The organism is Alteromonas sp. RKMC-009, from assembly GCF_003584565.2.
In the GTDB taxonomy this organism is placed as follows: domain Bacteria; phylum Pseudomonadota; class Gammaproteobacteria; order Enterobacterales; family Alteromonadaceae; genus Alteromonas.
In genome coordinates, this window is record NZ_CP031010.1 from 4,048,701 (window position 1) to 4,068,109 (window position 19,409).

10 protein-coding genes are annotated in these 19,409 nt (G+C 48.9%); 7 read left to right on the plus strand and 3 right to left on the minus strand.

Going from position 1 to position 19,409, the window contains the following annotated elements; translation table 11 throughout:
• Positions 1–128 precede the first annotated feature (128 nt).
• The 3 genes from DS731_RS17755 (at position 129) to DS731_RS17765 (ending at position 4,581) form a co-directional block, all read left to right on the plus strand.
• Positions 129–2,504 carry a TonB-dependent hemoglobin/transferrin/lactoferrin family receptor gene (locus DS731_RS17755; RefSeq protein ID WP_119502579.1) on the plus strand — a complete coding sequence of 792 codons (2,376 nt, stop codon included), beginning with the start codon at positions 129–131 and terminating at the stop codon, positions 2,502–2,504.
• Positions 2,505–2,646: 142 nt separating this feature from the next.
• Positions 2,647–3,246, plus strand: coding sequence for a PepSY-associated TM helix domain-containing protein (locus DS731_RS17760; protein ID WP_119502580.1), 600 nt, complete (start codon positions 2,647–2,649; stop codon positions 3,244–3,246).
• Positions 3,247–3,258: 12 nt separating this feature from the next.
• Positions 3,259–4,581, plus strand: coding sequence for an NADPH cytochrome P450 oxidoreductase family protein (locus DS731_RS17765; RefSeq protein WP_150154315.1), 1,323 nt, complete (start codon positions 3,259–3,261; stop codon positions 4,579–4,581).
• Positions 4,582–4,717: 136 nt separating this feature from the next.
• On the opposite strand, the gene mdh is transcribed toward DS731_RS17765, so the two are convergent.
• A complete protein-coding gene (mdh, locus tag DS731_RS17770) occupies positions 4,718–5,656 on the minus strand; it encodes a malate dehydrogenase (RefSeq protein WP_119502582.1) in 939 nt (312 codons plus the stop codon).
• Positions 5,657–5,881: 225 nt separating this feature from the next.
• Between mdh and argR the strand changes: the two genes are divergently transcribed.
• The 4 genes from argR to DS731_RS17790 all read left to right on the plus strand — a co-directional run bounded on the left by argR (position 5,882) and on the right by DS731_RS17790 (position 12,409).
• Positions 5,882–6,346, plus strand: coding sequence for a transcriptional regulator ArgR (gene argR, locus DS731_RS17775; RefSeq protein WP_119502583.1), 465 nt, complete (start codon positions 5,882–5,884; stop codon positions 6,344–6,346).
• Between the two features lie 259 nt (positions 6,347–6,605).
• Complete coding sequence (locus tag DS731_RS17780) at positions 6,606–7,778, plus strand: efflux RND transporter periplasmic adaptor subunit (protein WP_119502584.1); 1,173 nt, start codon at positions 6,606–6,608, stop codon at positions 7,776–7,778.
• The gene (locus tag DS731_RS17785) at positions 7,778–10,924 is read left to right on the plus strand and encodes an efflux RND transporter permease subunit (protein WP_119502585.1); all 3,147 of its coding nucleotides are present in this window, start codon (positions 7,778–7,780) and stop codon (positions 10,922–10,924) included. The genes DS731_RS17780 and DS731_RS17785 overlap by 1 nt, the downstream gene beginning before the upstream one ends.
• 3 nt (positions 10,925–10,927) lie before the next feature.
• Positions 10,928–12,409: an efflux transporter outer membrane subunit gene (locus DS731_RS17790; RefSeq protein ID WP_119502586.1), complete on the plus strand. Its 1,482-nt coding sequence runs from the start codon at positions 10,928–10,930 to the stop codon at positions 12,407–12,409.
• Positions 12,410–12,511: 102 nt separating this feature from the next.
• Here the strand turns inward: DS731_RS17790 and DS731_RS17795 are convergent, their stop codons facing one another.
• Positions 12,512–15,568 carry a TonB-dependent receptor gene (locus DS731_RS17795; protein WP_119502587.1) on the minus strand — a complete coding sequence of 1,019 codons (3,057 nt, stop codon included), beginning with the start codon at positions 15,566–15,568 and terminating at the stop codon, positions 12,512–12,514.
• A gap of 563 nt (positions 15,569–16,131) precedes the next feature.
• The gene (locus DS731_RS17800; protein WP_119502588.1) at positions 16,132–19,260 is read right to left on the minus strand and encodes a TonB-dependent receptor; all 3,129 of its coding nucleotides are present in this window, start codon (positions 19,258–19,260) and stop codon (positions 16,132–16,134) included.
• Positions 19,261–19,409 lie beyond the last annotated feature (149 nt).

Below are 19,409 nucleotides of genomic sequence, written 5' to 3' on the forward strand. Positions count from 1 at the left end.
CCTCAATCAAATCTGAGCGGCGATAGTGTTAAACACCTTTTCTGCGCATCGCATAACTCTCCCCTTTTCGCCACTTAGATCTAAATACTAATTATTTGCACTTTTATTAATATTGCACGGAGCCACTCATGAACTTCAAACGGTCAGCCCTGTTTTTTGCAGTCACGGCGATCTTGTCTGGTAATGTTTTCGCACAAGAAAAAGAACAACTCGCCACAACCAAAGTACAGAGCGAAGACAGTAAAGAAATGACATCCACTGCGGTTACTCTGGATGCTAAAACGCTGGCAGAACAATCTATCACCAATATCGAAGATACCGCCCGCTATGAAGCCGGCGTTCAAATTAATGATTCAGGAAACCGCTTCGGTGATGACGGATTCAATATCCGCGGTCTGGAAGGTGATGCTGTTGCCGTAACCGTAGACGGTATCTCTCAGGGCGAAACACTTAACCCGTCAAGCTTTGCGGCTTACGGCATGTTCGGTTCGAGCCGTGGTCAGGTAGAACTTGAACACGTTAAAACCGTAACAATTTCGAAAGGTCCAAGTGCTGTCGCAAACGGCTCAGGCGCACTGGCCGGGGCAGTAACCTATGTCACTAATGATGCCTCAGATTTTCTGCCTGTGTCCGGCGATGCAACCGGCGGCAGAGTCAAAACCGGTTTCGATTCACGTTCAAACGAATGGTTGATCAACGGCTCTGTTGCAAACCGTACCGGCAATTTTGAAAGCCTGTTGCAATACACCCGTCGTGACGGCAATGAAACGGAAGCCCACAGTAACGGTGCAGGTATTGCCGGACCCGCACGTGGACAGGCCGATCCGATGGATAACACTTCAGATGCCGTGCTGCTGAAGCTGGCCTATAACTTATCTGAAGATGCGCAAATTGGTGTGGTTTACGAAAAAACTGACCGCTCTTCAGATGGCACGCCGTTATCCCGTGAACCGGCCGAAGGTGAAACTGCCAGCTATTATAATTTCAGCAGTAATGACGAAAATAACCGTGAGCGCGCAGGAATTTTCTACAAACAGGATAATGCCGGTAACCTTTTCTTCGACAGCATTGAAGTGAAAGCAGATTATCAGCAACTGTACACATCCGGCCTGACCTCTTTTCTTTACTCAAGCCAGGGTGCCGTGATCCTTCGTCAGGAAGATCGCAGCTTTGAACAGGATTCCACCAGTCTGAATATCGACCTTAAAAAGTCGGTTGAAGGGGATATCAACCATGACTTTGCTTACGGTGTGAATTATCAGTCTGTATCCGTAGAAAACATCATGTATGACCGCCGCTACGATGGTGAGACCACCAGCGACCCGGTACTCGATGGTTACCCTATTCTGGATCAGGGCTTTGTTCCTGCATCAGATAAACATGTACTGTCTGTGTACGCTGCCGACACCATGGCACTGAACGAAGTAGTAAAACTGTATGTAGGTGCACGCTACGACAAAACAGACTATGAGCCGGAATTAAATGACAGTTTTTCCGATCCGCTGGGCCAGAGCGTTTCCGATGCGCAGTTTAACGCTCTAATCGGTGAAGTAGGATTAAGCTATGAATTCGTTCCCGGTCAGGAAATTCAGGCAAAAATCAGTCAGGGCTATAAAGCACCGACGCTGCAGGAACTCTATTTTGGTACTAACTCCGGCGAAGAAATTACGGATACAGTTACCGGCACGGTGTATCAGGACATTGACGAAATATCGAATCCGGACCTGGATGCGGAAAAGTCTGTTAACTATGAAATCAGCTACCTGGCTCAGTTCGAACGAGGCTTTATCAGCCTGAGCGCGTTCAGAACAAACTATACAAACCGCATCCAAAGCGAAACCTTTTCTACCCCTTACGATGCTGAAGTAAATATTGAGACCTGCAGTTACTACACCGGTACCTGTACAAGTGAAGTACTGACAGAAGACGTCTATACCCAAGCACAGAACTCCGGTGAAATAAAAGTAGAAGGGATTGAATTCAGTGCCTTTTATTTATTCACAGACAATATTACCGGTCGCCTGACGTACTCAGCCCTGGACGGTGAATACCTGTCTGAATACACGCCGGCCAGCGAAGGTGATTTCGACTTCTACGATAAAGGAGATGATCTTGAGACTCTGGCACCTGACTCTGCGACGGTGAGCCTTGGTTACCTTTCAGACGAGCGCAACTGGGGTATTAAAGCCCACATTGTTTATTCAGCCGGAATGGATGAGTCTGCTCAGAAGAGTTTCACCTCGCTGAACAATGGCAGTGGCCCTTTCTTCTACCCGCAAAGTTATACCGTGTTTGACCTCACCGGTTTCTATGCGATCACAGAAAACCTGACACTCACAGCAGCTATCTACAACCTGACAGATAAGGAATACTACAACTGGGGTGTTGTAGACAATCTTCGCTCAGGTAATGGTGGTTTCTTCTCAGGTGTCAGCGGTACCGGTTACCAGCGGTTCTCTGAACCGGGACGCAGCGCAAGTGCCTATATCACTTACACTTTCTGATAACCAAATTACTCTGATATGACGATAACCGGCCTGCTATGCGGGCCGGCTTCACTTCAAAAAATAATAATTCCCATTATCATATCCCTATCCTGCTTTGAATTATGTTACAAAGCCTGTATTCCCGAATTTGAGTAACACTATGCGATTTTCCCTTGGCAGTGCTAGGCAATGGCACTGGATTTCAGCCGCCATCTGTATGATTGGCATGTTCATGTTCGCCATAACCGGTATCACGCTTAATCACGCGGCGGATATTGAAGTTGCGCCGCAGGTAAGAAATGTTGAGGCGGAATTACCGGATAATGTGCTGTCTGATATCAGTGAGTTGCCTGAAGGCTCTGTCGTCCTGCCCGCTTCATTGAGAAATTGGCTGGCTGACGCTCAGCGCATCACGCCGCCGTCTGATAAGGAAGGAGAATGGGATGGTGTTGAGCTGTATGTTTCCTGGCCAGGTCCCGGTCAGGATCACTGGTTGTCGGTGGATACCGAAATGGGTGAATTAGTTTACGAAGGCTCAGATCGCGGCTGGATAGCTTATTTTAACGACTTACATAAAGGCCGGAATACCGGCACAGTGTGGCAATGGTTTATTGATATTTTTTCTGTGGTAGTGATTATTTTCACCGTCACCGGACTGCAATTACTGATAAAACAGGCACCTCACAAAGCGTCAACCTGGCCGGTAACGGCACTGGGTTTCCTCATCCCTGTTTTCATTATGCTGGTGTTTATTCATTAAGGTATTCTGGTTGTGACCGAGTTTGAACGATTACTGACGGGGCTTTGCATGGTAGCGGCCTATTCCCTCTGGGTTGGCTATCTGTTCTGGAAACACAAAGGGAAGCATTTGCTGAGGCAGCATACTCAGGAAAGCAAAATTCTGATTGCCTGGGCAAGCCAGACAGGTACCGCACAGGCACTGGCAAAAGCATATGCCGCAAACCACAGTGAATTTAAACACGGGGTGCTGATGCCATTATCAGCCCTCTCACCGGAGCGTCTGAAAGAATTCGAAAGGGCTTTATTTGTAGTAAGTACTTACGGTCATGGTGAGCCGCCCGATAACGGACGTTCATTTTTCAAAGCCCTGAACCGCACCCGCAGGAACGAAACTGATTTATCTCATCTCGAGTATGAAGTCGTCGCGCTGGGAGACAGTAAATATCCGCATTTTTGTGCTTTCGGCGAACATATTGATAAGCGGTTGAATGCATTGGGTGCCAGCCCCGTTGCACCACTGGTTAAGCTTGATCACAGTAAAGGTGAAGAGACTGCCGCACTGGCACAATACTCATCTGCAAGTGTGGCTGTACCCGCGTATGAGGATTTCACGCTTATCCGCAGGCGACAACTCAACAGTGGTCCCCGTCACCCGCTTTTTGAAATCGATCTTTACGCCGGACACAATGCTCAGCAATGGCAAGCCGGTGATATTCTTGATGTACTGCCTTTGAATACATCAGAGGAAATCGCCCGCAGCTATACCATCGCCTCTGTAAGCAGCGAAAGTCATATTATTAAACTGATTGTAAGGCTGGCGATTAAAGAGGACGGCAGTCAGGGCCTGGCCTCAGGGTGGCTGACACAGCAGTTAAAAATAAACGACACAGTTAAAGCCAGGTTGCATGTAAACCCCGCCTGCCACCTTACACTTAACAACAAACCACTACTTCTGATAGCTGCCGGCAGTGGACTGGCAGGTATCCGAGCTCAGTGGATGCAGGCAGCAGAGCAGCAACATACAGCACCGGTCTACGTGTTATTTGGTGAACGCACACGGGAACTTGATGACATTCTGTCAGAAGTTATTCCTGCACAGGCGCTGAACGCAGCCAATGTCACTGTGAAGCGGGTATTCTCGCGTTGTCCGGACCACCCCATGTATGTACAACAAGCGCTGCAGCAAAGCGAAGACGCGCTTCGTGATGTGGTAAACAATGACGGCCAGATATACGTCTGCGGCAGCTACGATGGTATGGGTGAAGGTGTGCACCACACATTAATCAGGATGCTCGGAGAGGAACAGGTGCAACAGTTAACCGACAGCCACCGTTATCACAGGGATGTGTATTAAGTCGCTCTGTAATCATGCACAAACGCTGTCGTCCCTTCGCTGTACTTATAAAAGTAATACCTTGTGTACCTGAAATCAGGGTATAAAAAAACCGGCTTTCAAAAGCCGGTTTTTTCAATGCATCACCGAAACGGAATTAGCCGTTTACGAATTCAACACCAATTTTGATGTCGCCACGCAGGCCTTCCAGCATGTCGTCTTTCGCTTTTTGTTCGAAAGCGCTCAGCTCGCCGTATGGCAGAATTTCTTCAACGCCGTTAGGACCTAAACGTACAGGGTGTGCGAAGAATGCCGCGTCATCGCTGTCGTCAGTTTGTACATAAGTGTACTCAACAACGTTTTCACCTTGCATTGCAGCAACCAGAGACAGACAGAAACGTGCTGCAGCCTGACCCATAGAAAGCGTCGCAGAACCGCCGCCAGCTTTCGCTTCAACAACCTCAGTACCTGCATTCTGGATGCGTGTAGTCAGGCTTGCTACTTCTTCGTCAGTGAAAGAAACACCTTCAACCTGGCTCAGCAGAGGCAGGATTGTCGTACCGGAGTGACCACCGATTACAGGAACATGTACGCTTGATACGTCCAGACCTTTCAGTTCAGACACGAAAGTCTCAGCACGGATCACATCCAGAGTAGTAACACCGAACAGCTTGTTCTTGTCGTAAACGCCTTTTGCTTTCAGCGTTTCAGCAGCGATAGCAACAGTAGTGTTTACAGGGTTAGTGATAATACCAACACAAGCAGAAGGACAGTTATCAGCAACACCTTCAATCAGGTTCTTAACGATACCGGCATTGATGTTGAACAGGTCAGAACGGTCCATACCAGGCTTACGCGGAACGCCGGCCGGAATAAGAACAACGTCACAACCGGTAAGCGCATCAGCCAGATCATCTTTACCATGACCGGTAACTTTCACCGCGGTGGGGATGTGGCTCAGGTCAACAGCAACACCAGGAACAACTGGCGCAACGTCATATAACGCTAATTCAGAACCTGCTGGCAATTGTGTTTTCAACAACAATGACAGCGCTTGACCAATACCACCGGCAGCACCTAACACGGCTACTTTCATACCATTTCTCCTATGGAATAGTTACTCGTCAAAAAAACGGAGCGTCACAGTAAATCAACGCGTAAAAAAACTCAATCACCCAATGGTCTTATGCATGCATAATGGGTATAAGCCGCAAGATTATGCAATAATTTGAATGGATATGCATAAATATTGCTTAAATGTGATGACTACGGCACAATAATAGCGGTTTGTACCCTTAAACACCAAATACGACAGGAAAATATGGCTAACGTAAAACAAGAAAAGATGATCAAAGCCTTCAAAGAGATCCTGAAAGCAGAAAGCTTCGGGTCTCAGGGTGAAATCGTTGAAGCACTGAAATCACAGGGTTTTGATAACATCAGCCAATCAAAAGTGTCCCGTATGCTGAGTAAATTCGGCGCGGTAAGAACGCGAAATGCCCGCGGTGATATGGTTTACTGTTTACCACCTGAACTTGGCATGCCTACGGCGAAGAGTCCGCTTAAACAGCTCGTGCTCGACATTGTACACAATAATGTGATGGTAATCATAAGAACCAGCCCCGGTGCCGCACAGCTTATCGCAAGATTGCTTGACTCTCTGAGTCAGAAAGACGGCGTGCTGGGTACCATTGCCGGTGATGATACGATTTTTATCGCTCCGGCTGACGTCACCCGAATTGAAGAAATTCGTCAGCGCGTAGAGAACCTGTTCGAAAACGTCTGACACAGTTGCTATTGCACAAAGCACCTTTTCAGGTGCTTTTTTTATTCCTTCAGCATTGTACCCCCTTTGTAAATGGCGCGTTCATTCACGGCAAAAAACGCCGGTGAATGAGTAAATTCGTCCCGCTTTTTCGCTAATCTGCCTTCTCATAAAACCGCGTTAACCCTGCCTTAACCCTCCTTGTCGATACACTCTGCTTCAGCAAACTGACGGGAAAGCGCTTAGCGCCGTCAGCTCCGGATTAAACAAGGAACCCGCCATGAAGATCGCCACCACTCTCTGTGTTATTACCAGCCTGCTTACCCTTTCAGCTTGTAGTGACACAACACAAAGTCAACGTTCTGCGCCCCGCGCCACCGCCGTTAGCGCAATTACCATAGCCGCACAAACATTCCCGATTACCCGCACGCTGCAAGGCCGTGTTGTGGCGCAACAAACTGCACAGGTCAGGCCGCAAGTGGGCGGTGTACTTGAACAGCGTTTGTTCGAAGAAGGCAGTTTTGTAGAAAAAGGACAGCTGCTTTACCAGATTGAAGATTCAACCTATCGCGCCAGCGTGAACGAAGCAAAAGCCGATCTGTTGAGCGCGAAAGCGTCTGTGGAGTCAACCCGGCTGATTGATGAGCGCTACCAGAACCTGTTAAAGATAGAAGGTATTTCCCAACAGGATGCCGACAACGCACATGCCGACTATCTGGTTGCTCAGGCCACTTTAGCCAAAGCGCAGGCAGCACTGGACTCTGCCAACGTTAATCTTGCTTTCACCCGCATTACTGCCCCCATCAGTGGCCGTACTGGCATTTCTAATGTGACCGAAGGCGCATTGCTCACTCAGGGGCAGGACACGGCGTTAACCACCATCCGCAAGCTCGACCCGATTTATATAGATATGACAGAAACCAGCGAAGGTGTGCTTGAGCGCCGTGCAATGATGCAGCGCGAGGGCGTAACATCCGGCTCCAGTGATGTTATCGCCATGCTGGAAAATAATACTGAATATGATGAAACCGGCTCATTCACTATGCATGAAGTGGCTGTTGATGAAGCCACCGGCTCTATCACCTTACGGGCGACTTTTCCCAATCCGGACGGCATTCTCATGCCCGGCATGTTTATCCGCACCAAAGTCACCATAGCGGTAGACGAAAACGCGATTCTTGTACCCCAGCAAGCCGTGCAGTTTGACAATAAAGGTAATGCTTTCGCCTGGGTCGCTTCAGGGAGTAAAGCGGTGAAAAGATCGCTGACCTTACAGGAAGCCACCGGTAATAAATGGCTGACTGAATACGGCATTAAGGCCGGTGAAAAAGTGATTGTGGAGGGTATCGACGGTTTACAGGACGGCGCAGACATCACCGTTACCGACGTGACGCTGAACGAAGATGGCAGAGTGGCAGCACCTAAAGCGAAAAATCAGGGAGGAAATGAGTAATGTTCGCCCGATTCTTCATAGATAAGCCCGTATTTTCATGGGTTGTCGCCATTATTATTATGCTGGCGGGAACCGCTTCCATACTCTCTTTACCCATTGCCCAATATCCTGATATTGCGCCGCCTACAGTAAGCATCAGTGCCAACTATTCCGGTGCAGACGCCCAGACCGTAGAGAACAGCGTCACACAGGTACTGGAACAACAGCTCACGGGTCTGGATGGTCTACTGTATTTTTCTTCCTCCAGCTCATCTGCGGGAAGCGCCAGTATCTCGCTGACATTTGAGCAGGGAACTGATGCCGATTACGCCCAGGTACAGGTTCAGAATAAAGTGCAACAGGTGAACTCCCGCTTGCCCTCTGCCGTGCAGTCTGAAGGGGTGACAGTAACCAAATCGCAAAGCGATATGCTGCTTATCGCTGCTGTTTACGACGAAACCGACGAGGACTCTGAGTTCGATATCTCGGATTATATCGCCTCAAATATGCAGGACACCATTGCCCGAACTGAAGGTGTGGGTGACATCAACGTGTTCGGTTCCCAGTATGCCATGCGCATATGGCTCGACCCGGCAAAGCTGGCGGCATACGAACTGATGCCCTCAGATATTACCTCCGCCCTGAGCGCCCAGAACGTGCAGGTGCCCGCCGGTAAAATCGGTGACATGCCTTCGCCGGATACGCAAGAGCTGAATGCTACCGTAACGGCTCAGTCCATGCTGCAGAGTGTTTCCGATTTTAAAAACATCATTGTGAAGTCTGACCGTCAGGGCACCGATGTACGGTTATCTCAGGTTGCCCGTGTTGAAATGGGTAGTGAATCATATTCTGCGGTTCCCCGTCTCGACGGTCATCCTGCATCCGGTATTGCCATTATGCTGGCTCCCGGTGCCAATGCCCTGGATACATCAGAACGGGTTAAAGCGGTATTGAGTGATCTGGAAAAGAATTTCCCGGACAACTACAAAATGGCGTTTCCGAAAGACGCAACCCCGTTTATCAAGTTATCGATTCTGGAAGTCGTGGAAACCCTGATCATTGCCATCGTTCTGGTGGTACTGATCATGTGGTTGTTCCTGCAAAACTGGCGGGCTACGATTATCCCTACCATTTCCGTGCCCGTGGTGCTGTTGGGTACATTCGGCATCATGGCCGCGATGGGCTACTCCATCAACACCCTGACCATGTTTGGTCTGGTGCTGTCCATCGGCTTACTGGTAGATGACTCCATCGTAGTAATTGAAAACGTGGAACGGCTGATGTCAGAGGAAAAGATGTCGCCCCGGGATGCCACGATCCTGTCTATGAAAGAGATCACCTCTGCCCTCATCGGTACATCCATTGTGATCTGCGCCGTGTTCCTGCCTATGGCTTTTTTCAGTGGTTCAACTGGCGTTATCTACCGCCAGTTTTCGGTAACCGTAATTTCGTCCATGCTGCTATCGGTGTTTGTGGCGCTAACGCTGACCCCCATGCTGTGTGCATCACTTCTGAAAGATACCGGTGCAAGCCGTCAGACCGGTGGCTTTTTCGGCTGGTTTAACCGCATGTTCGACAAGTTTGCCGACAAATATAACCTGCGTGCGGTATCAGCGATTAAGCGCCCTAAATTCTGGCTGGCTGGTTATGTGGTAATTATTGCCGTAATGGGCCTGCTGATGGTGAAACTCCCCTCCAGCTTTTTGCCAGAGGAAGATCAGGGTGATGTGATGGTGATGTTTAACTTGCCTGCCGGTGCATCGATTACCCGTACCACCGCCATTGCTGATGAAATTCAGACTTATATTCAGGAAGAGGAATCGGATCTGGTTGATCACTTCTTCACAGTTTCCGGTTTTAGCTTTTCCGGCAGCGGCCAGAACGCAGGTATGGGCTTCCTGTCACTAAAAGACTGGGACGAAAGAACCGGCGACGGTGAATCGGCATCAGACATTGCTGGTCGCCTGATGATGAAGATGAGCGAACTCCGCGACGGCAGTGTGATAGCTATGCTGCCGCCGGTGATTCAGGGTCTCGGTCAAAGTAACGGCTTTACCTTCGAGTTACAGGCAGCGGCGGGCACGACCCGTGACGAACTGACAGAAATTAAGAATGCCATCTTACAACAAGCCCGCACTAATCCGCTGCTGAGCGGTGTGCGTGAAGGCACGCTTAGTGAAACCCCGCAACTGGATATCGATATTGATAACGAAAAAGCCGTTGCCATGGGGTTAAGTTTGTCAGATGTGGCCGACACCCTATCTACGGCCTGGGCCGGTTCTTATGTGAACGATTTCCTGGACCGTGGCCGGGTGAAAAAAGTCTACATTGAGGGCGACAGTAACTACAGCGCCAAACCGGAAGATCTACGCCAGTGGCACGTACGCGGTACTGACAGTGACGGCAACACCACCATGACACCATTCAGTGCCTTTTCCAGTGTCTCCTGGTCGCAGATGCCACAAACATTGAGCCGCTTTAACGGTTTGGCTTCCTACGAAATTCAGGGCAGCGCAGCATCGGGCGTCAGTTCAGGCGAGGCGATGGCGGAAATGGAACGCCTTGCCGATGAAGTGGGTAACGGCAAGGTGACCTATGCGTGGTCCGGATTGTCCTATCAGGAAAATCTGTCCGGCGGACAATCGGTTTACTTGTATGCCATTTCTATTCTGGTGGTGTTTCTGGCATTGGCCGCACTTTACGAGAGCTGGTCTATTCCATTCTCGGTGATGCTGGTTATTCCGCTGGGATTAATTGGTGCTGCGCTGGCGGCCACTTTCCGTGGCCTGGAAAACGATGTTTACTTTCAGGTAGCGCTGCTAACCACCATCGGGTTATCGGCTAAAAACGCCATCCTGATTGTCGAGTTTGCCGAAGCAGCGTATGAAAAAGGGCAAAGCGCCGTCGATGCTGCCATTCACGCAGCAGCACAACGTCTGCGCCCGATCATCATGACCTCGCTTACCTTTGTCTTTGGTATTTTCCCGCTGGTTATCGCATCGGGTGCAGGAGCAAACAGCCGGATTTCCATCGGGACAGGCATTCTGGGCGGCACGCTTACCGCAACCTTGCTGGCCATATTCTTCATTCCCATGTTTTTCGTACTGGTAAGAACCGCGTTTCCGGCCAGAAAGCCCGTTTATGACAATGCTGCGGATAAGGAGTAATCAATGCAATCTACACGTCATTCCAGCAAGTTAACTCTGTGCGCTTTAGTTGTCGCACTGTCGCTGAGCGGCTGTGCAACCCTGACGCCGGACTATGAGCGCCCTGCCTCACCGGTACCCTCTGAATGGCCGGCAGGCGAGGCTTACACAGATACAACGAAGGTTGATCAAACTTCGATGCAGGACGCTAACACCAAAGAAGACAACGCCATTTTGCAGCTTCCCTGGCAGTCGTTCATTACCGACGACAGAATGCAGAAAGTGATTCAGACCGCACTGGATAACAACCGGGATTTACGACAAACCCTTGCAGATGTAGAGGCAGCAAGAGCCACCTACCGCATTCAGCGGGCTGAATTGTTTCCTACAGTGAATGCGGGTGTAACCGGTACGCGGGCGAAATCGTCAGACGGCTCCGTAAGCACCAGTTATGAAGCTGATGCCGGCCTAAGCGGATACGAAATTGATTTGTTCGGCAAGAATCAGAGCGCAACCGAAGCTGATAAGCAAAGCTGGCTTTATTCTGTGGAGACAGCCAGAGCGGCAAAGATCACGCTGATTGCCGAAACCGCCAATGCCTGGCTGACGCTGGCGTCGGATCAGAGCTTGCTGAAACTGGCAGAAGAAACCGCAGAAAACGCGCAGAAAGCCATGGAGATCACCCGCCGCCGCAATGAGCTTGGCGTCGACTCAAAAGTGGATGTGCTGGATGCGCAAACCACCTATCACACCGCAATGGCAGATATTGCCAGCTACACTACGCAGGTGGCGCAGGACATCAATGCGCTCATGTTGCTCGCAGGCAGTGGCGTAGACAAGCAATGGTTACCTGATGGTCTGCCGGAAAACGATGATTTCATCAGTGTGATCCCGGCAGGGCTGACGTCCGACATTTTACTTAACAGACCGGATATACTTGCCGCGGAGCATAACCTTAAATCAGCCAATGCAGATATTGGTGCCGCCAGAGCAAACTACTTCCCGTCTGTGACGCTAACTGCTACCGGCGGGCTGGCCAGTAATGTACTGGCCGACATTTTTACCGGTGGCGCGTCCACTATCTGGAGCCTTATCCCTTCAGTGTCGGTGCCTATTTTCACCGGTGGCGCCAACGATGCGCAGCTTGATTATGCGAAAGCAAATCGGGATAAAATGGTTGCCGCTTATGAGTACAGCATCCAAACCGCATTTTCTGACGTGGCAGATGCGCTGGCAAGACGGGGCACCATTGCCCGTCAGCTTGGGGCGCAGCAGGATTTAGTCGATGTAGCTTCAGACAGTTACCGCCTGTCACTGGCCCGCTATGAAAATGGTGTGAACAGTTTTCAGGATGCCCTCACCTCACAACGAACCCTGTACAGTGCGCAGCAGTCGCTGATTTCTACACAGTTAATTGACTTGAGCAACCGCATAACCCTTTACCGGGTGATGGGTGGAGGTCTGGGTGGCGTTGATGATGGCGATGCAGAAACTGCCGGTGAGTAAATGCTGAGGTAGTTTTTCTACAAGCATAAAAAAACCGCCGTAGAAAACGGCGGTTTATATGCTTTGTTTCTGAGTTAAGAAGATCTGCTTCCTGTCGTCAGATTAGAAGTTGTAGTTAACACCTACACGTACTTCCCACAGAGACGCATCACCCATACGGGCTTCAGGCGTTGTGTCGCCGACTTCAACAGTGTTGAAAAGCACACGCTCAGCAATACCCCAGTCGTCGTTCAGGAAGTTAGTGAAGTTATCAAATACGATAAATGCACTCGCACTATGACCATCTGTGAAACCAGGCAGTTGCTGAGTTAAACGCAGGTCAATCTTGTTCCACCATGAACCGTCTTCGCCGTTACGCTCTCCGCCAACTGGCAGTACGTTGTTGCTGTCCAGGTATGGTGTAAAACCGAACACGCCATTGGAGTCGTCCTGAGACAGCGTGTAGCTGTACGGCTTACCAGACTGAATAAGACCGAAGGCGCCCAGGGTTGTTGGGTAACCGTCGATCAGTTCGATGTCATAGCTCACATTCAGCGTGAAACGGTGTTCAATGTTGTAGTCAGACAGCGAAGAAACCTGCTCATTCGGCGAGGTAAATGCACGGTACTGATAGTTAGAGAACGCCACAGAGCTTGTCATAGGCTGAACGTCTTCAGCATGGTTATACGCATAACCACCGGCCAGATTAATGCCGTTTTCGTACTGCTTCATTACACCGAAAGATACCGTGTAAGAGGTAGACTCAACATCAGAGTTCGTCAGTACAAAAGAACCAACACGGTTGCTTTCATAGATGGCATAACCATCATCTGTAGTACCCACCTGGTCCAGGTCGCCACGCAAAACAATTGCCTGGTTTTGTGTGCGGGACACTAACAGGTCGGCCTGAAGGATATAGTTGTCTTCAGTCTGGTGAGTCACGCCCAGTGCCATTTTAAGCTCTGACGGGATTTCGAAATCAGGGTCAAGATAGTTGATCTCGTTATTCGCACCGGAGCCTGCAGCAACGGCATTGTACATTTCAGATGGGATACCGTAACCGGGACCGGCTGGTACACCGTCTTCTACGCCAAGATACACCACGTCTGCGTCAAACAGTGAGCGTGAGCCGTCTGTGTAACCGTAGTCCCGGCCACGGGCACCAAACTGCAATACGTTGTTGTTTGAGAAGTTGTTAGATAACCAAACGTTAGGGTTACCTCCAGAGAACAGACCCAAGCCACCACGCAGTTCAGTGCTGTCGTTCAGGTAATAGTTAAAGCCGATACGTGGCTGCAGCAGACCTTCGCCATCCAGCGTTTCGCTGTTAGAGAAACCGTAGCTTTCTACGAATTCTGCATTTTCTTCCGGCGCTGAATCTGTGGTGTACCAGTCGTAGCGTAAACCGAGTGTCAGAGTAAGGTCGTCGTTAAAGGCAAACTCGTCTTCCAGATACAGTGCGTTAATTTCATAGCTCCACACTGCAGCTGCATCGTTCGGATCGCCGGATGGAGCGTTGTTGTAGTAAATCGCACCCGGTAAACCCGCTTCAAATGCTTCAATACCGCCGTAGAAACGCATTTCTGTTTCAGTGTGCTGAACGAACACGTTAAATACATCGAGGGCTTCGCGCTCGTAACCGAATGTCAGGTCATGACCATTATCCAGAGCGTAATAACCACGAAGAATAAGACCCGTCACATCGTAGTTCAAATCGTTAGCCTGACGGCTGTCGTCACCACCGATATACACAACAACGTCTTCACCGGTATCCGGGTTCTCAACGTAAATCTGCATTTCACCGAAGTTCATACCACCAACAGCACCGGTCTGGTTTTCCAGAGAGTTCTGACGGTTATCAACATCAAGGTAAGAGTAACGGATTTCGGTAGAGAATTTGTCGTTCCAGTCAGAATACAGTGACAGTACGTGAGATTGTAATTCAGTCCCTACTTCGTACAGGTGGTTTTGCAGTTCAAATTCATCCAGATCACCATCGGACTCAGCAAAGAAGTTACCGTCGTTATAGTTGTAGGTATAGCTTAAACGGTGTGCATCATTGATGTTCCAGTCAAGACGAACAAGCAGCTTTTCATCTTCTTCAGGAATGCTGGTAGGCACCGGGCCCGGGTCATACTGGTACAGCTCGTTAGAAATACGGACGATTTCATCCAGATCTTCCTGACGCAGGCCAACTTCGTTAATGGCACCGGAACCAATTGCGCCACGGGTAAAGATGCTTGAACCTTCATACTTTTCATATGAAACGAAACCGAACACAGTATCTTTAAGCAGCGGGAAGCCTACATTAAAGCCGTAACGCTTATCGCTGTAGCTTGGAGAAGCAATAGAATCACCTTCCAGTGAGTCACCTTGCAGAGAATCAGAACCGTAATCGTAGAAAGCGCCACCGTGGATCTCGTTGGTACCGGTCTTCGTAACGGCATTGATATTACAACCTGTAAAGCCAGAGTAGATTACATCAAAAGGTGCAATTTCTACGGTAACCTGACTTAATGCGTCATAAGAGAAAGGCATACGGATAGTCGGATAACCGTTTGAGCCTAAACCAAAGGAGTCATTCATTTTTACACCGTCAACAGTCAGGCTGTTGAAGCGGTTAGATTTACCCACACACTGAACAGGGTTCGAGTCACCACGGGTTTCGTCAACGTAAACCCGCGGGTCAATACGAATGATATCCGTGATGTTACGGTTAATAGCCGGCGCACTTTTCATCGACTCAAGATCGAAGCTGGCTGACGGTCCCATTTTACCGAATGCAGCAGCACCCAGCTGAGAAGCGGTGATTTGAATAACTTCAATGTTACTGGATTCTTCCAGCTGGTAATTAAAATTAAGTGGTTCACCCAGAGTCAGGTAGATGTCAGACACTTTAGTGTCATTGAAGGTGTCAGAATCCACAGTAATTTCATATGGACCACCAACACGCAGACCACTCAGTGAGAACTGACCAGCTGAGTTAGTAGAGATGGTTTTCACAGCACCTGTTGGGATGTGCTTCAGGGTGATAACCGTATCAGGTGCAGGGTTCCCCATAGGACCGACAATGCTACCTTTAATGGATGACGATGTCTCTTGTGCAACGGCTGCTGCGGTAAGACCAACGGACAATGCCACTGCAAGCGCAATGCGCGTGAGTTTGACGGGTGTGTTCATGTGTGTTTTCCCTTGAGTATTTTAATTTATTCGCATTCAGGATGCCTGCAGGCATATCGTGCTGAGCGGTTAAGACCTGAGTACCCACACAGGATGACACTTTTATGACAAAAACAGCTTGCCGTGTTGGTTCCTGTACAGCGTATAGGCCAATCAGACCAACTGGTCTGAAACTGCCAAGACAACGATTAAAGTCCTTTTTTACTAAAATGCTTTTTCTGTCGTTTTCGACGCAAATCTATGGTCATTTCCAGCCGGTTCCGTACAAATGAAAAAGTACGTTGCCAGTTTGCCGGAAAATTTTGGCATTTCATGCGCCGACCCCGTTTAATATTACTGGACATTATTTGCGCTATCCAGCAGAAATTTACGGTTTACTGACATAAAACGGTCCTAGTGAAGCAATATTTTGTGTCAGATTTATTACAGAAGAGATTTTGGATAGAAGAGGTAGATTGCGGAGGTAAAAAACAAAAAGAAAAAAGCCAGCTATCCGGAAGAAAGCTGGCTCTGAATGGACTGTCGTCAGGTTATTATTATTATAATCCGTTAGTCATCTCTTATCAGAAGATGTACTTCACACCTACCTTGATTCGCCAGGTTGACTCAATAGAATCAAACGAGTCGAAGTTGCTCAGGTTAGTACCGCCATACGCTTCATCGTAAACGTACTGACCATTTTCGTTGATGTCGTAGTCATACAGCAGGTTTTGCGGATATGACAGGTCATAAGTTTGACCCCACTCATCGTTCAGCAGGTTAGCAAAGTTGTCGATGTTCAGATAAAACTTACCTTTGTGACCATCAATAAAGCCCGGGATTTCCTGAGAAATAGACAGGTCCATTGTCGTTACCCAAGGCTGAGTAGAAGTATACTTATCAGGATAACCACCCGCTGCACCGGCAATACCGGCAGCTTCAGCAAATTCCATTACTTCTTCGTATGTCAGGGAACTGTTCGCCCAATCTACAGCAGGATCATCTGCACCTGTTGGTACATAAGGCAGATAAGTGTCTGAACCAGCGAAGGTATACTGATCACCCAGACCAACATCGTTGTACGCGCCCAGAGTCCAGGAGAAAGGACGGCCTGAACGACGTTCAAAGAACATGGTTACGTTAGTGTTGTAACCACTGAAGAACTCGTGATCGTAACCTAAAGTCATAACCAGACGATGCTTGATCTCGTAGTAAGCAGTTCCGACCATAGGAACGTTACGGTTAACACCCACTTCGTACTGGTAGTTAGACTCAGCAGTAGAGCTGGTACCCGGGTTTGCTTCAGTGATATCAGTGTAAGTGTAAGCTGCGCTCCACTTGATACCGTTATCCCATGATTTGTTCAGCATGGTAGTCAGCAGAATGTTACGACCGCCATCGTCTGAGTTAGTCAGTTGCAGGTCATAGTTACCTTCGTACTCAGTACCGTCGTACACGCTGTCCCAGATAATACGACCGCCATCAGCAGTACGTCTGCCGTTGTCTACGCGGGACAGGTCAACCCAGTATGCTGCGTTTTGCTTATCGGTATAAGTAAACTCAGTAGTCCACGCGAAGTCTTCGCCAACGCCCGGAATATCAAAGGTGTAATCAGCGGCGATGTTATAACGCCAGTCTGAAGGCAGCTCGAAATCAGGATCGATCTGGTTAGTACTACCAGCGCCCTGCGCAAGCTCAGCCTGCAGAGATGCCGGTACAGTAGTGAAATCAACTTCTGATGCATCGATGGAAGAAGATGTAGCACCATCTTTAGTTACACCATCGTTGGTGTAAGCATTGGATACCCAAACCAGAGGCATACCACCGGTAAAGCGGCCAATACCACCACGGATAGTCAGATTTTCAGTGACGTCGTAGTTAAAGCTTACACGCGGCAGGAAGATATTGAAGCCGTCCATGTTCTCTGTGTTAGAGAAGCCGTAAGTATTTACGAAATTCGCGTTTTCCTGTGGCGTATCGTCAATTGTCAGATACTCATAACGCAGACCGGCAGTCACTTCAAAATCGTCAAACAGTTCGAAGGTCGCATCACCGTACAATGAGTACTGAGTGCTGCTTACGTCGTAAGCAATATCCTGCACGTTGTTGGTGTACGCATTGGAGTATTCAACATAAGAAGGCGCTTTGTTCTCAAAGTCTTCAATACTGTCGAAGGTCCAGGTACCGGCAGAGTCACGACCGTACAGGTTGTAGTTCCAGGTATCTTCAATTTCAACACCGAACTTGTACTCTACGTCACCAGCCAGATAGGTAGCGTGCAGACCGAAGTTCCAAACTTCGTTAGCCAGTTCGTTGGCCTGACGGTTTTCGTCCTGACCGGCAACCACAGTGCCGTCTGCAGTACGAATGTTAATTTCACCCCAGTTGGAGTTGGTATTAGATGCTTGCTTGTATTCTTTGTAAGACAAAGAAGCTTCAGTCTGGAAATCCGCAGACCAGTCTGAATACAAGTGACCGGTGTAGAAGCGGTTGGTCTGTGCCATAGTCCATTGATTAGACAACAGACTTACCGTGTCTGAATACTGTGTATAGCCATTCAGTTCAGAGGTGTCCTGGTCGCTGTAGGTGAAATCAGCGCGATGATCGCTGTTGATGTTCCAGTCCAGTTTGATCAGGATTTTTTCATCTTCGTTTGGCGCTGGTGCACCACCGATTGAATCAGTCAGACCATAGGTATTTTGCAGAATGCTAACTACCTGATCCACTTCAGCATTAGTCACATCATGACCAGAAGCTTCAAGGTTGCTGAGGTTATAATCGAAGGCTACATCTTCTTCCCAATGCTCATAGGCACCAAAGAAGAACAATTTGTCTTTCAGAATTGGACCACCAACAGTAAAGCCGTATGACTCTTCGTCGTTGCTCACTTCAATTTCGTTGCCAGGATTCAGGCGGTTGTCTTTCGCATCACCAGTCCATGGAACATTCTCAATGAAAGCTGTACCGTGGAATTCGTTAGTACCTGATTTAGTGACTACGCTGATGTTACCGCCACCGAATTTACCGGCACGGGCACTGAACGGAGAGTAATCGATAGAAACCTGAGATACTGCATCCAGAGAAATTGGCGGACGGTTAGTCGGGTAACCATTGCCTTGCAGACCAAAAGTATCGTTTACGCCCACACCATCGATTGTCAGTCCGTTGTACTTAGGGTTTGAACCGGCTACTGACAGTTCATCACCGTCAACGACTGCCAGCGGGTTAGCACGAAGTACGTCTTTGATATCACGGTTAAAGGTTGGCATTTTGTTCAGCTGTTCCTGACCGAACACTGAGCTTGAACCTTTATTAGCGAAGAAATCCCGTGCACCGGTAACAGTGATACGTTCTACGTCGCCCTGGGCTTCCAGAGCCTGGTCAAGAACGAATGCATCGTTGATGTCCAGATAGACGTCTTCAATAACGGCACTTTGAAACTTATCAGACTCGATAATAATTGTGTAAGGACCGCCAACACGCAGACCACGGGCAGAAAACTGACCGTCAGCGTTTACAGTCACTTCCTTTACCGTACCGGAAGGCTGGTGAAGAATAGTAATAACACTGCCCGCTGCAGGATTACCCTGAGGACCCGAAATTACACCACGCATCGCAGAAGACTGGCCTTCTGCTGCAACTGCAGCAGATGCTACGCCTACTGAAAGCGCAACAGCCATCGCAATGCGATTGAACTTACTTTTAGTGAACATGTGTGTTTCCCTATCGTTTTTTAAAAACTCTCTGAACGTTGGGTTTTTATTTTTGTCCAACGGATCAAGATAACTACTTTCCCGTGATGCTGAATGGCCATGACCGCAGCAATGTGACAGTTCATGACACTTTCGCTTTCAACTTCACG